The sequence below is a fragment of the Micromonospora alfalfae genome, from assembly GCF_022230925.1.
Classification (GTDB): Bacteria; Actinomycetota; Actinomycetes; order Mycobacteriales; family Micromonosporaceae; genus Micromonospora; species Micromonospora alfalfae.
Genome location: NZ_JAKKFH010000027.1, coordinates 80,816 through 93,912, shown reverse-complemented (window position 1 = coordinate 93,912; position 13,097 = coordinate 80,816). Strand labels below are relative to the sequence as shown.

General features: G+C 72.8%; 10 protein-coding genes, 1 pseudogene and 1 riboswitch. Of the genes and pseudogenes, 6 read left to right on the top strand and 5 right to left on the bottom strand.

Features of this window, described 5'->3' with window-relative positions:
- Nucleotides 1–63: 63 nt before the first annotated feature.
- The 3 genes from MED01_RS23150 to MED01_RS23140 form a co-directional block, all read right to left on the bottom strand.
- Nucleotides 64–2,349 carry a VWA domain-containing protein gene (locus MED01_RS23150; protein WP_372493704.1) on the bottom strand — a complete coding sequence of 762 codons (2,286 nt, stop codon included), beginning with the start codon at nt 2,347–2,349 and terminating at the stop codon, nt 64–66.
- A 56-nt stretch (nt 2,350–2,405) separates the two neighbouring features.
- A complete protein-coding gene (gene cobN, locus MED01_RS23145; protein ID WP_238670663.1) occupies nt 2,406–6,074 on the bottom strand; it encodes a cobaltochelatase subunit CobN in 3,669 nt (1,222 codons plus the stop codon).
- A gap of 257 nt (nt 6,075–6,331) precedes the next feature.
- A riboswitch (cobalamin riboswitch) is annotated at nt 6,332–6,508 on the bottom strand.
- Nucleotides 6,509–6,914: 406 nt separating this feature from the next.
- Nucleotides 6,915–7,250, bottom strand: a complete 336-nt coding sequence (locus tag MED01_RS23140; protein ID WP_238670662.1) for a hypothetical protein — start codon at nt 7,248–7,250, stop codon at nt 6,915–6,917.
- A gap of 255 nt (nt 7,251–7,505) precedes the next feature.
- On the opposite strand from MED01_RS23140, the gene MED01_RS23135 reads away from it, so the two are divergent.
- Both MED01_RS23135 and MED01_RS23130 read left to right on the top strand, forming a co-directional pair.
- Nucleotides 7,506–7,961, top strand: a complete 456-nt coding sequence (locus tag MED01_RS23135) for an RNA polymerase sigma factor (protein WP_238670661.1) — start codon at nt 7,506–7,508, stop codon at nt 7,959–7,961.
- Nucleotides 7,954–8,685 carry a DUF4367 domain-containing protein gene (locus MED01_RS23130; protein ID WP_238670660.1) on the top strand — a complete coding sequence of 244 codons (732 nt, stop codon included), beginning with the start codon at nt 7,954–7,956 and terminating at the stop codon, nt 8,683–8,685. Before MED01_RS23135 ends, MED01_RS23130 begins: the two co-directional genes overlap by 8 nt.
- Here the strand turns inward: MED01_RS23130 and MED01_RS23125 are convergent.
- Together MED01_RS23125 and MED01_RS23120 are read right to left on the bottom strand one after the other, a co-directional pair.
- Nucleotides 8,682–9,458, bottom strand: a complete 777-nt coding sequence (locus MED01_RS23125) for a maleylpyruvate isomerase family mycothiol-dependent enzyme (RefSeq protein WP_238670659.1) — start codon at nt 9,456–9,458, stop codon at nt 8,682–8,684. The two genes, MED01_RS23130 and MED01_RS23125, sit on opposite strands and share 4 nt — an antisense overlap.
- A gap of 115 nt (nt 9,459–9,573) precedes the next feature.
- Nucleotides 9,574–9,681, bottom strand: a pseudogene (locus MED01_RS23120) (VOC family protein); the annotation flags it as partial.
- A gap of 154 nt (nt 9,682–9,835) precedes the next feature.
- On the opposite strand from MED01_RS23120, the gene MED01_RS23115 reads away from it, so the two are divergent.
- From MED01_RS23115 to MED01_RS23100, 4 genes are all read left to right on the top strand, one after another.
- Nucleotides 9,836–10,321 (top strand): hypothetical protein, encoded by a 486-nt coding sequence (locus MED01_RS23115; RefSeq protein WP_238670658.1) that lies wholly within the window; start codon nt 9,836–9,838, stop codon nt 10,319–10,321.
- A 91-nt stretch (nt 10,322–10,412) separates the two neighbouring features.
- Nucleotides 10,413–11,483 (top strand): ArsR/SmtB family transcription factor, encoded by a 1,071-nt coding sequence (locus MED01_RS23110; RefSeq protein ID WP_238670657.1) that lies wholly within the window; start codon nt 10,413–10,415, stop codon nt 11,481–11,483.
- 61 nt (nt 11,484–11,544) lie between these two features.
- The gene (locus MED01_RS23105; protein ID WP_238670656.1) at nt 11,545–12,387 is read left to right on the top strand and encodes a metallophosphoesterase; all 843 of its coding nucleotides are present in this window, start codon (nt 11,545–11,547) and stop codon (nt 12,385–12,387) included.
- Nucleotides 12,388–12,407: 20 nt separating this feature from the next.
- Complete coding sequence (locus MED01_RS23100; RefSeq protein ID WP_238670655.1) at nt 12,408–13,070, top strand: hypothetical protein; 663 nt, start codon at nt 12,408–12,410, stop codon at nt 13,068–13,070.
- The last annotated feature ends 27 nt before the right edge of the window (nt 13,071–13,097 follow it).

Here is a 13,097-nt window from a genome sequence, read left to right as displayed (position 1 = left end):
CCCCGTCCCGCGGGCACTCCCGCGATCTTGCAGTTTCGGTTGGTCATATGCGCACTTCGCCTGCTATGCCGCGACCGGAAGTGCGAGATCGCGGGGATGGGTGAGGGCTTCCAGGGGGGTTCGCGGGGCCGTCAGCTGGGTGGCCAGGCGGGCGGCCAGGTGCAGGCGGACCGGGCCGGATTCGCAGTCGACGACCACACAGGATGCGCCTGTCGCCGCCAGGACCTTCGCGGCTGCTGCCGCCCGGTCCAACGGACGGGTGCCGGCGGTGGCCCGGCCATCGGTGACGATGAGGACCAGCGGGCGGCGCTTCGGGTCGCGCAGACGCTCCACCCGCAACAGGTCCGCGGCGGCGAGCAACCCCTCGGCCAGCGGCGTACGCCCTCCGGTGGGCAGCTCGGCCAGCCGGGTCGAGGCGGCCAGCACCGACGAGGTCGCCGGCAGCAGGGTCCGGGCGCCGCCACCCCGAAACGCGATCACCGCGACCTTGTCGCGCCGCTGGTACGCGTCGGTGAGCAGGGCGAGCACCGCGTCCTTCACCGTGGTCATCCGCTGCCGGGCGCCCATCGAGCCGCTCGCGTCCACCACGAAGAGCACAAGGTTGCCCTCGCGCCCCTCACGAACCGCCTCCCGCAGGTCATCACGGCGCAGTCGCAGCGGACCGGTGAGCCGGCCCCGGGCCGCCTGGTGCGGCGCGGCGGCGCGGATCGTGGCCGGCAGGTGCAGCGCGCCGACCCGACCCGCCGGCACCCGGGCGCCGGTGGTGCGGCCCCGACCGGTGCGGGCCCGTGACCGCCGGCCCGGCACCCCGTCACCCAGGCCGGGCGCGGTGAGCACCCGCGCCTTCAGCCCACCCCGGGGTACGGCCACCGGCTCGGACTCCGCGCCGCGGGTCGGGTCGCCGTCACCGGCCGCCGACTGCCGGCCGTCAGGCGTGCGCGCGTGCCGACCGTCGCCGCTCCGGTCGCCGGCCGGGCTCTGCGGCCAACCGTCGCCCCGGTCGCCCGTCTGACGCTGCGGCCAACCGTCGGCACCGTCCGGTCCGTCGCCGCGCGCGTCCGGGCCAGCGCCGTCACGCGCCGAGGACTGCCCAGCCGTCTCGGATTCACCGAGGTCGCCGACGTCGCCGTGCTGCGGCCCGCCGCCACTCGGGCCGTCGCCGTCTGGTCCACCCCCGTTCGGGCCGCCGCCACCGCCCGGCCCACCGCCCTGTGGGCCACCGCCACCAGCCGGGCCGCTGCCGTCGGGGCCGGCGTCGTCCGGGTCGTCGGGGTGCGCGTCCTGGGCGCGCTGCAGCGCCTCGTCGAGGCGCTTCTCGTCCAGCCCCGGGGTGTCGAACGGGTCGCGGCGACGACGGTGCGGCAGCGCCAGCCGGGCGGCCACCCGGACGTCGTCGATGGTGACCCGGTCCCGGCCGTGCCAGGCGGCGTGCGCCAGAGCGGTACGGGCGGTGACGATGTCGGCCCGCATCCCGTCCACGTCGAACGCCGCACACACCTCGGCGATCTGCCGCAACGCGGCGTCCGGCAGTCGCACCCCGGGAAGTCGGCGACGGGCGGCGGCCACCTGGCCGGCGATCTCCGCGTCGGCATCGGCCCAGCGGGCCGCAAAGCCCACCGGGTCCGCGTCGGCGGCCAGCCGCCGACGGACCACCTCGACCCGGACCTCCGGATCCCGGCTGGCACCCACCTCCACGGTGAGCCCGAACCGGTCAAGCAGCTGCGGGCGCAGCTCCCCCTCCTCCGGATTCATCGTGCCGACCAGCAGGAACCGGGCCGCGTGGCTGACCGACACGCCCTCCCGCTCGACGTGGCTGCGGCCCATCGCCGCCGCGTCGAGCAGCAGGTCGACGAGGTGGTCGTGCAACAGGTTGACCTCGTCGACGTAGAGCACACCCCGGTGCGCGGCGGCGAGCAGGCCCGGCTCGAAGGCGCGTACCCCCTCGCCGATCGCCTTCTCCAGGTCCAGCGCCCCGACCACCCGGTCCTCGGCGGCGCCCACCGGCAGTTCAACGAGACGGGCCGGGCGGATCTCGGCGGCGGTGTCGGTCGGATGCGGGCCGTCCGGGCAGGCCGGGTCCGGCTCGGCCGGATCACAGCCGAAACGGCAGCCCGCCACCCGCCGCACCGGGGGCAGCAACGCGGCGAGAGCCCGCACAGCGGTGGACTTGGCGGTCCCCTTCTCACCCCGCACCAGCACCCCGCCGATCGCCGGAGAGACCGCGTTGAGCAGCAACGCCAGTCGCATGTCGGCCATGCCGAGCACCGCACTGAACGGGTAGATCGTCACTGCGTCCTCTTTCGTTCGCGACTGCGGGGCTCGCACAACCGGCTCACTCCTCGCGCTCACAGCGCCCTCTTTCGTTCGCGACTGCGGGGCTCGCACAACCGGCTCACTCCTCGCGCTCACACCCGGTCCTCCAGGTCGCCCTCACTGGCCAGGTACGTGTCGCGCAACCGGTCGAGGGTGGCCGGCTCCGGCTTGGCCCACAGCCCCCGGTCGGCGGCCTCCAACAGCCGCTCGGTGATGCCGCGCAACGCCCACGGGTTGGACTTCTCCAGGAACTCCCGGGTGGTCGCGTCGAAGAGGTACGCGGCGGCCAGATGCTCGTACATCCAGTCGTCGACCACACCCGCTGTGGCGTCGTAGCCGAACAGGTAGTCCACTGTGGCCGCCAGCTCGAACGCGCCCTTGTAGCCGTGCCGGCGCATCGCGGCGATCCACTTCGGGTTGACCACCCGGGCCCGGAACACCCGCCGGGTCTCCTCGCCCAGCGTGCGGGTGCGCACGTCGTGCGGCATCGCCGAGTCACCCACGTACGCCTGCGGTGACGTGCCGGTGAGGTGGCGGACCATCGCCACCATCCCGCCGTGGTACTGGAAGTAGTCGTCGGAGTCGACGATGTCGTGCTCGCGGGTGTCCTGGTTCTTCACCGCCACCGCGATCCGGGCGAACGAGCGTTCCATGTCGGCACGCGCCTCCCGCCCGTCCAGGCCCCGGCCGTACGCGTAGCCGCCCCACACCGCGTACACCTCGGCCAGGTCGGCGTCGCTGCGCCAGGTCCGGGCGTCGATCAGGGGCAGCAGCCCCGCGCCGTACGCGCCAGGCTTGGAGCCGAAGATCCGGGCGGTGGCCCGCCGCTCGTCGCCGTGTTCGGCGAGGTCTGCGGCGACGTGCGCCCGCAGGTAGTTCTCCTCGTCCGGCTCGTTGAGGGCGGCGACCCGCCGGACGGCGTCGTCGAGCAGCGCCACCACGTGTGGGAACGCGTCGCGGAAGAACCCGGAGATGCGCACAGTGACGTCGACGCGCGGGCGGCCCAGCTCGGCGGTCGGCACCACCTCGATGCCGGTCACCCGCCGGGACCTGTCGTCCCAGACCGGCCGGCAGCCCAGCAACGCGAGGACCTCGGCGATGTCGTCGCCCTGGGTCCGCATCGCGCTGGTACCCCACACTGTCAACCCCACCGAGCGGGGGTACGCCCCGGTGTCAGCCAGGTGCCGGGCCAGCAGCGAGTCGGCGAGGGCCACCCCGACGTCCCAGGCGTTGCGGCTGGGGATGGCCTTCGGGTCGACGGAGTAGAAGTTGCGGCCGGTGGGCAGCACGTTCACCAGGCCCCGGGTGGGTGAACCGGACGGGCCGGGCGGCACGAACCTGCCGTCCAGCGCGCCGAGGGTGTTGGTCAGCTCGTCGGTGGTCCGACCCAGTCGGGGCACCAGCTCGGTGGCGGCGAAGTGCAGCACCGCGGCGACGTCCGGGATCGACTGACCGGTCACCTCGGTCACCACCGCGTCAACAGTGTCCACTGCCCAGTCCAGGGTCTCCATGCCGATGACCAGCCGCCGGGCCAGCACCTCGATGAGGTCGATCGCGTCGGCGGCGGTGCCGGCCGGCCCGTCCACCACGTCGGTCAGCGCCGCAGGCAGCGCCAGTCGCTGTCCCGGCGACGCGAGCAGCTCCTGCTCGTCGAGGGAGTACGCGACGGCGAGGGCCTGTCGCAGGCCGGGCAGGGCCCGGGCGCCACCCCAGATCTGTGGGGCGCGCAGCACCGCCAGGACCAGGTTGACCCGTGGTTCGCCGGTGGGCGCGTCGGCGAGGATGTGCAGCCCGTCGCGGATCTGCACGTCCTTGACCTCGCACAGGTACCCGTCGAGGTGGAGCACGAAGTCGTCGAAGTCGTCGGCGTCGGGCATCGCCTCGGCGTGCAGGTCGTGGTGCAGCTCGGCGGCGCGTACCAGGTCCCAGATCTGGGCCCGCACGGTGGGCACCTTCGCCGGGTCGAGGGCCTGCACTGTCGCGTACTCGTCGAGCAGTTGTTCCAGTTTGGCGAGGTCGCCGTAGGTCTCGGCGCGGGCCATCGGCGGGACCAGGTGGTCGACGACCACGGCGTGTGCCCGCCGCTTGGCCTGGGTGCCCTCGCCGGGGTCGTTGACGATGAACGGGTACACCAGCGGCAGGTCACCGAGGACCGCGTCGGGGGCGCAGTCCGCGGCCAGGCCGAGGCCCTTGCCGGGCAGCCATTCCAGGGTGCCGTGCTTGCCCAGGTGCACCACGGCGTCCGCGCCGAAGCCGCCGTCCGCTACCGGCGCGGTCAACCAGCGGTACGCGGCCAGGTAGTGGTGGCTGGGCGGCAGGTCCGGGTCGTGGTAGATGGCGATCGGGTTCTCCCCGAAGCCCCGAGGCGGCTGGATCAACAGCACCACGTTGCCGAAGCGCAGCCCGGCGAGCACGATGTCGCCGCCCTCGGTGTACAGCTCGCCCGGCGGCTCACCCCAGTGCTCCCGCATCCGCTCGCGCAGCTCGGCCGGTACCTCGTCGAACCAACGCCGGTACGTCGTCCCCGGTATCCGGGCCTCGGCGGCGGCCAACTGCTCCGGGGTGAGCCACTCCACGTCGTGACCACCGGCGGCGATCAGGGCGTGGATCAGCGCGTCGCCGTCGTCGGGCGGCGGCGCGTCACCCAGGTCGTAGCCGGCCTCGGCCAGCGCGGCGAACAGCCGGACCGCCGAGGCCGGGGTGTCCAGCCCGACAGCGTTGCCGACCCGGGAGTGCTTGGTGGGGTACGAGCTGAGCACCACGGCGACCCGCTTGTCGGCGTGCGGCACGTACCGCAGCCGGGCGTGGCGCACCGCGATCCCGGCGACCCGGGCGGCCCGCTCGGGGTCGGCGGCGTATACCGAGAGCCCGTCGGCGTCGATCTGCTTGAACGAGAACGGCACTGTGACGATCCGACCGTCGAACTCGGGGATGGCGACCTGCATGGCGGCGTCCAGCGGGGACAGGCCGGCGTCGCTGTCGGCCCACTGCGCGCGGGTGCTGGTGAGGCAGAGCGCCTGGATGACCGGCACGTCCAGGGCCGCCAGGGCGCCGACGTCCCAGGCGTCCTCGTCGCCGCCACCGGAGGCATCCGCGGCGACCGCACCGCCGGCCGCGAGCACCGTGACCAGCAGCGCGTCACAGCGGGCGAAGAGCCCGAGTGGGCCGGCGCCCGCGGTCAGTCCGCGCAGCGAGCCGCAGAAGATCGGCAGCGGGTTGCCGCCGGCCTGGTGGACCGCGTCGGCGAGCACGTCGACGAAACCGGTGTTGCCGGCCAGGGCGTGTGCCCGGTAGAAGACGATCCCCACTGTGGGCCGGTCCGGGTCGGTGGGGTGGTCGCCGTGCACGCCGTACGCCGGGGTGGGCGCTGGTGCGGCGAACCCCTCGCCGGTGAGCAGCACCGTGTCGGAGAGGAACCGGGCCAACTGCCCGAGGTTGTCCGGACCGCCCTCCACCAGGTACGCCAGCGACTGGGTGACGACCCCGGACGGCACTGTGGAGATGGCCATCAGCTCCGCGTCGGGCAGCGCCTCACCGCCGAGCACGACCGTCGGCACGCCGGTGGCGAGCACCGCGGCGAGGCCGTCCGGCCACGCCTGCCGACCGCCGAGCAGCCGTACGACGACGAGGGCGACCCCGTCGAGCAGGGCGGGCACCTCGTCGGCGGCGACTCTGGCGGGGTTGGCCAGCCGGTAGTCGGCACCGCTGGCGCGGGCGGCCAGCAGGTCGGTGTCGGCGGTGGACAGCAGCAGGATGCGCACGGCAGGCTCCGGAAAGTGACGCCCTGGGCCCTCAGGGGGGCGACCGGGCGATGCGGGTGGGTTCGGCGTCAGCCGGTACGACGGCCCGGGCGAACGGCGCACCGACGCGTGCGTCGGGGCCGGTCAGCGGCGGGCGATCAGCTCAGCGGTGCCGGTGGCCGATGTCCCTGGAGCGCGCTGCCTGGAGCGCAATACGACGATGATCGTCGATGAATAAGACGCTATGCGTCATCGGGTCCTCCTCGGGTGTCCACGCCCTGGGGTACGTCCCGACGGCCGAAGTATCCTGGCTTCCGGATCGACGCTCTCCCCCGGCCTTCCAACCGCAGACGCACGGCCGTGACTCACGAGGGGGGATCGCTCCCCGGTGACAGTGGCGGGACCGCGTCGGAATCGCACCGACTTCCTTCACTGCCGTCAGGCCGCGAATGCTGCCACACCCTCGCGCCGCCGGTCAACGCCGGTCCCGCCCTACCAGACGGACGGAACCCATCGGGCTTCAGCGATTGGTGCGAGCGCGAATCGGCATGCCGCAATGCCCCCGCTCAATGCCCGACGTCCTTTGCTCTGCTTACCTATAGGCACCAGTGACGCTCCGTTCCTGGTGCGCATAGGTAAGCAGAGCAAAGGACGTCCGAACGAACTCTGGCCTGCGCCGATCATCCGGCAGCGCGGCGTCGGCCGACACCATCACCTGGGATCGGCGAACGCCCCACCAGTGTCCGCGATCAATCCCGGGGAGGGCATCAGGCCCTGTCACCTCACCCGAATTCCGGCGGGTGCAGGCCCGCGCCACCGCTTCGCGCGCACCCGCGCCGGCCCAGCCGCGCTGACCTGGCCTCAGCGGGCGTGGCGTTCCGGGTGGGCCCGGCTCCAGGTCCGCATCCGTTCCGGGTAGCCGGTGCGCGCCGCCTCGTACAGCGGCACCGCGTGCTTGCGGGCGATGGTCCCAGCCGCGCGGGGCGTTCCGGTACGACGGCGGATCCACTCGCCGTCGTGGGCGATCGCCATCACCGTGGTGTCCGTCGCGGTCGTCTCCGGTTCCAGGTAGAACTCCACCCCGCGCCGGGTGGCGACGAACGCCTCCAGCGCCGCGAGGTCGTCGCGGGTCGCCTCCCGATCCAGCTTCGTCGGGGTCACCTCGGCGCCCCGTGACCGGCGGTTGAACCAGCTCATGCCCGGCCCCTCTCCTCGACGTCCCTCCAGTGCAGCACCGGTTCCTGGCAATACGCTGCACGCCGGATGGGAGAGAGCTGACCTGCGTCGGGATATCCGGGTGGAACCCACGGCGGGTGGGCGGTGTCATGAGTGTGATCCGAAACGGAGGCTCCCCTGGACGACGAGGCGCTCGTCACCCGCGCTCGGGCGGGTGACCTGGAGGCGTACAACCTCCTGGTCGCCCGGCACACCGCGTCCGCGTACCGGACGGCGGTGCTGCTCGGCGCGGGCTCGGACTCCGAGGACGTCATCCAGGAGGCGTTTGTGAAGGCGTACCGGAAGCTGTCCCGTTACCGGGGTGACGCGTCCTTCCGGTCGTGGTTGCTCGCGATCGTCACGAACGAGACCCGCAACCTGCACCGCTCCCGTGGTCGGCGCGACGGGCTCGTGCTGCGGGCGGCGGCAGCGGACCCGACGTCCGAGGTCGCCGAGGACGACGCGGTCGGCGCGGTCCTCGCCGGTGAGCGCCGGGCGTCGCTCGTGCAGGCACTGCGACAACTGCCGGTACGGGACCGCGAGGTGATCGTCTGCCGCTTCTTCCTCGATCTCACCGAGGAGGAGACGGTGTCGGCTCTGGGCTGGCCCCGGGGCACTGTGAAGTCGCGCACGTCCCGGGCGCTGGCGAAGCTTCGCGGCCTGCTCGACCGTGAGGAGGTCCGGCATGGGTGACCTCGAACGGGAACTGCGCGACCTGTCCGCCTGGCTGGACACCCCCGATCCGCCCGACGTGAGCGCCCGCGTCCGCGTACGACTCGGCACGCCCGCGCCCGCGCCCGCGCCCCGGCGGCGACGGTGGCGGTCGCTCGCCGCGGTCGCGCTCGTCGCCCTGCTGGTGGCGCTGTTGCCGCCGACGCGGGCCGCGATCGCCGACGTCGTCACGGGGCTGCTGCGCTTCGCCGGGGTCAGCATCGCCACCTCACCCACCCCGACGCCTCCCGGCGGCACCGCCTCGCCGTTGCCCGGGCAGCGGGCCGTCGCCCTGGACGAGGCCCAACGGTCGGTGCGGTTTCCGATCCGCCTGCCGGCGATGCTGGGCACGCCCGAGCAGGTGCTGATAGCCGACCCGGACGCCACGGGGCGGTACCGGGTGGCGACGCTGCTCTACGACGGGGGCGCGCTACGCGTCGACGCGTTCGACGGTCGCCTCGACCTGGCCTTCCACAAGGAGGTCATCCCGCCGGGCGCGAACTGGGTCCAGGTCAACGGCGACTTCGCCGTCTGGGTCGACGGCCCGCACATCCTGTCCTACGTGGACCGGGCGGGCGGAATCCGCCGGGAGACCGCCCGGCTTGCCGGCTCGACCCTGATCTGGCAGGACAACGACGTCAGCTACCGGCTTGAGGGCACCCTCACCAAGGCCGAGGCGATCGAGATCGCGCGCTCATTGGGCTAGTACGCGTTCGGGTCCCAGTCTGCGAGCTGCTCCATCGGCTGGATGTCGCCGGTCGTCTCCAGGTCGTCGAGTGGGACTCGCTCGTAGAAGTAGAGGACCATGTCGCTCGCTGCGCCTCGCATCGCCATGTCGCCTGGCTGCGCGTCGGCGGCGAGGTCGTCGCAGCGGACGCCGTCGGCGTTGAGGGTCAGGCGCCAGGAGCGGCCCTCGGTCGTGTGCAGGTCGATGGTCGCCGGCTTGAACGGCCAGGGGACGGTCGTCGCCGCGACCGTCGTCAGGAACTCGTCGACTCCCTCGACCGCGACGTCCGTCGGCAGCGGCTGTGCGACCCCCTGAGTGAGCTGGGCGTCGTAGGTGTGGACGGCCAACTCCTGGATCTGGTGGCGGGCCACGGCTCCGCTGGTCTCCGGGGCCTGCGAGCGGCCCCACCAGGTCCAGCAGCCGCGGTCCGGGCCGGCCGCGCGCATCGCGTCGAGCATGAGCCCGGTCGACTCGGCGAGCCAGGCGTCCAGGGCTTCGCGGTCGCGGGGCGCAGTCGGGGCGCCCTTCGGGTCCGTCCTCGCCGGGGGCTCAGCGCCCGGGCCCGCCGCGACGATGGCGGCCTGGCGGCGGCGGCCGTCGCCGAGGTGCTGCGCGAGTTCGCGCAGCGTCCAGTCCGGACAGGTCGGGACCTGGACGTCAAGGTCGGGGGCGGACGCGATCGCGGCCCGGAACGCGGCCGAGCGGTCTTCGATCAGCCGCAGGACCTCGGGGAAATCCAAAATGTGCTGCACCTCGGTTGTGTAGCACTGCGCACCGGCCACCGGATAGCGAATTAGTCGGACAAACGCGTCGACAGTCGGCGCCGGCCCGAGGTGGCAGCGGTGTTTCCTGGCCGGTCAGGCCGGTCTACGAGTCGTCTCGGCCCTGCCAGGTCGTCACACAGGCCTCGTTGCCCTCGACGTCGGCGAGAACCCAGAAGGCGGGAGCGTGGGACGCGGATACGAGTCGTCCACCGGTCCACCTGGGCATCCTCACAGGCGCCCGTGATGACTTACGCACGCTCCCGGTCAGAGCACCAGGAACCCGGCGGGCCCGGGCGGTGTCGGATAGGTGCGACGAGTGCTCGACGCGTACCGGAAGGGGCGAGATGGTTTCCTGGGGCAGGTTGATGCTGGCATCCTCGGTGGTCCTGCTGGCGGGGTGTACGACCACGGCCGGCGGAGCGGCGCCGACGGCGGGTGCGGCCACCACGGCGAGCACCGCGACCGCCTGCGCGGCGCGGGTCGAGACGGGGTCGCTGCCGGACTGGGCGGACGCCGGGTTCAGCGGGGACGCGCGGGTTCCGCACGTCTTCGGCGCGAAGGGTGACATCGTGGCGGTGCTGTTCGCCCATCCGCTGCGGCAGGTCCGGACGGACGGGTCGAACAACAAGATCCTCTGGGTGGCTCGCGCCGCCACGACCTCGCCCGATTCGACCGCACCGGCAACCCTGGTGATCACCGCGAGGCTGGACGGCACCGACACACGGGTGATCCGGGAGGTCGCCGGCGGGCCAGGGCCGTCGATCATCGACCTGCCGGAGGCCGGTTGCTGGCGGCTCGACCTGCGCTGGTCCGGGCACACCGACACGATGGACCTGGTCTACGCCCCCTGAGCTACCCGTTATCCGCCACCACCTCGAACGATGCGGGAACGCGACGTCCTGGCCCGTCCCCACTACCACCGCCGCCGCCTAGGGTGTGGTCGTGCCGATCACCTTTCCACTTCCCGCCGATCGGGCCGCGGCGGTGACGTTCGCGGTGTCCCCGATCGTGGAGTTGGCCTGGGCGTGGCATGTGCTGGTCGGCACCGAGCATCACCCGGAGCGGGCGGAGTGGGCGGAGCGAGTGCTCGGGGAGTTGCCAGACGACCTGGCCGCAGAGTTGAGCGCCTGGTCGTTCGCGGTACGAGCGGTCCGCGCGACAGTGTTCGCGGATCCGACGCTGCCGCCCGCCCTCGACTGGGTCCAGGCGGTGACGGCACTCCGGAGGATGCCTGCCGCGCAGTTTGCCGCCGCGATGCTTCGGCCGCTGCTGCGGGTGGGCGGTCGGTCCGCCGACGTGGCCGACCAGCGCGTGGGTGCCGAATTGGTGGCGCTGTCGCGGGCGCGGGGAGCGGGGGCGACGCGGGCGGTGCGACTGCTCCTGGACAAGCCCGCCGCCGCGCAGGCCGCAGTGGTCGACATTCTGGAGGGCTGCTGGTCGGCCTTCTTCGCGGCTGAGTGGCACCGGATCGAGCCCGCGCTGGATGGTGAGGTGCGGGCGCGAGCACGCATGGGTGCGCGCGGCGGCCTCCGCGCCGCATTGTCTGGTCTGTCGCCTGCGGTGGCCATCGGTGAGGACGGCCGCGTCACCATCGACAAGGTGCAGAGCAAGTCGTTGGCGGTGTCCGAACGTGGGCTGGTGCTGGTCCCCACCGTCTTCGGCACTCCACACGTGTACGTCGCCGACGAGACGGGCCGCCCGGTGGTGGTGCATTACCCGTTCCCGCCGCCGGAGCGTGCTGCCGACCGGCGACTGACCCTGCGGCGGCTCGATGTGCTCGCTCATCCGGCGCGTCTGGAGGTGTGCCGCGCGATCGCGGTGGAGCCCAGGTCAGCGCGGGAGATCGCCCGGCTCTGGCGCCTCGACGAGACCACAGTGACCAAGCACCTGTCCGCTCTGCGCGTCGCTGGACTGGTTCGGGCGGAGCGGGCTGGGCACTTTGTCCGGTACTCGCTGGAGGCGTCCGCCATCCAGACGATTGGTGCCGACCTGCTCGACGTGCTCCGCCGCTGACTCCCTGCCGAAGACTTGCAGGCATTGGCGGCCGGCCAGCGGCACTCCCTACCGTGGCGGCATGGTGACGCTCGACGAGAGGACGTGGCGGTCGACCGCCGACCGCCACGTGCCGACGCCGCTGTACGTGGCGGCGGACATCCACGGTCACCGCTCCGAGTTCTGGGAGTCACTTCGCGAGGCCGGGCTCGTCGACCACACGGGGCACTGGTCCGGGGGTGGCGCGCTGCTGTGGCTGCTCGGCGACTACGTCGATCGCGGCCCGGACGGTATCGGCGTCATCAACGACATCCAGCGGCTCGCCGTCTCCGCGCGAGCGGCGGGCGGCCACGTCGGGGCGTTGTTGGGTAACCACGAGGCGCAGTTGCTCGCCGCGCACCGGTTCGGCACCATGCCCGTCGCCGGTTGGGACCAACCCGGCGGGTTCCGCGGTGGCTGGGCCCGGTTCGGCGGACGGGAGAAGGACCTGCACCAGCTGACGCCACAGCACGTCGAGTGGATGACGCGGCTGCCTGCGGTAGCGGTCGTCGACGGGTTCCTGCTCGTGCACTCCGACACCGCCCGGTACCTGGAGCTTGGATCCAGTGTGGCCGCCGTGAACGCGGCAGTCACCACGGCTCTCGGCTCCAGCGACCCGGCGGCGTGGCTGGACTTCTGTGGCCGGATGAGCGATCGGGGCGCCTTTCGTGCGGCGGTGCGGGCGCACCCCGACGATCCGGTGTCGCTGATGCTGCGCACGCTCGGAGGCAGCGTGCTCGTCCACGGCCACAGCACCCTCACCAAGCACTTCGGCGTGGCGCCGCAGGATGTCACAGTCGCGCTGCGGTACGCCGACGACAGAGTCATCGCCATCGACGGTGGCGTCCACGAGGGCGGCCGGATCCTGCTCACCCGACTCCGCTGACCCTGGCTAAGCTGCCCGACGTGCTGGAGGACGTGCGGACGGCGGCCCGCAACAACGCCGAATGGTGCGACATCGTCTGCGGCAGCCAGGGGTTGGCCGGCCGTACCGACGCCGACGCCTGGTCGGTTCCCCACCGTTCGCCGCAGTGGTACCCGGACGCCGTCACAGTGCGACCGGGCGTCGACGCCGAGACCCTGCTGGCCCGGATCGACGCGGGGCCCGGTGCGTCGGTGAAGGACAGCTTCGCCGACCTCGACCTGTCCGGGTACGGATTCCGGGTGCTCTTCGACGCGCAGTGGATCTACCGGCCACCGTCGGCACCACCTGCCGACAACCCGCTGGCCCCGGTCACCACACCCGACGAGTTGACGGCCTGGGCGGCGGCCCACGGCGGTGGGGAGCTGTTCCGCCCCGCGCTCCTGGCCGACCCCCGGGTTCGGATTCTCGCCCGCCACGGCGACAGCGGTGTGCTCACCGGTGGAGCGGTGCTCAGCGGCGACGGTCCGTACGGCGTCTCCAACCTGTTCACCCGCACCGACACCTCCCGGGACATCTGGCGCGCGGTGTGCGCCACAGTGCCCAACGCGCCGCTGGTCGGCTACGAAACCACAGCGGACCTTCCTCCGGCGCTCTCCGCTGGCTTCACCACCACCGGCCCTCTCCGCGTCTGGCTGCACACCTAGCGCTCCGGCCACCGACGCCGCGCACGG

What these genes read in the sequence shown, in the direction of transcription:
- MED01_RS23130 (WP_238670660.1), top strand. Translation starts at nt 7,954, where the DNA reads ATGGGTGACCTCGAACGGGAACTGCGCGACCTGTCCGCCTGGCTGGAC.
- MED01_RS23105 (WP_238670656.1), top strand. Translation starts at nt 11,545, where the DNA reads ATGGTGACGCTCGACGAGAGGACGTGGCGGTCGACCGCCGACCGCCAC.
- MED01_RS23140 (WP_238670662.1), bottom strand. Translation starts at nt 7,250, where the DNA reads ATGAGCTGGTTCAACCGCCGGTCACGGGGCGCCGAGGTGACCCCGACG.
- MED01_RS23115 (WP_238670658.1), top strand. Translation starts at nt 9,836, where the DNA reads ATGCTGGCATCCTCGGTGGTCCTGCTGGCGGGGTGTACGACCACGGCC.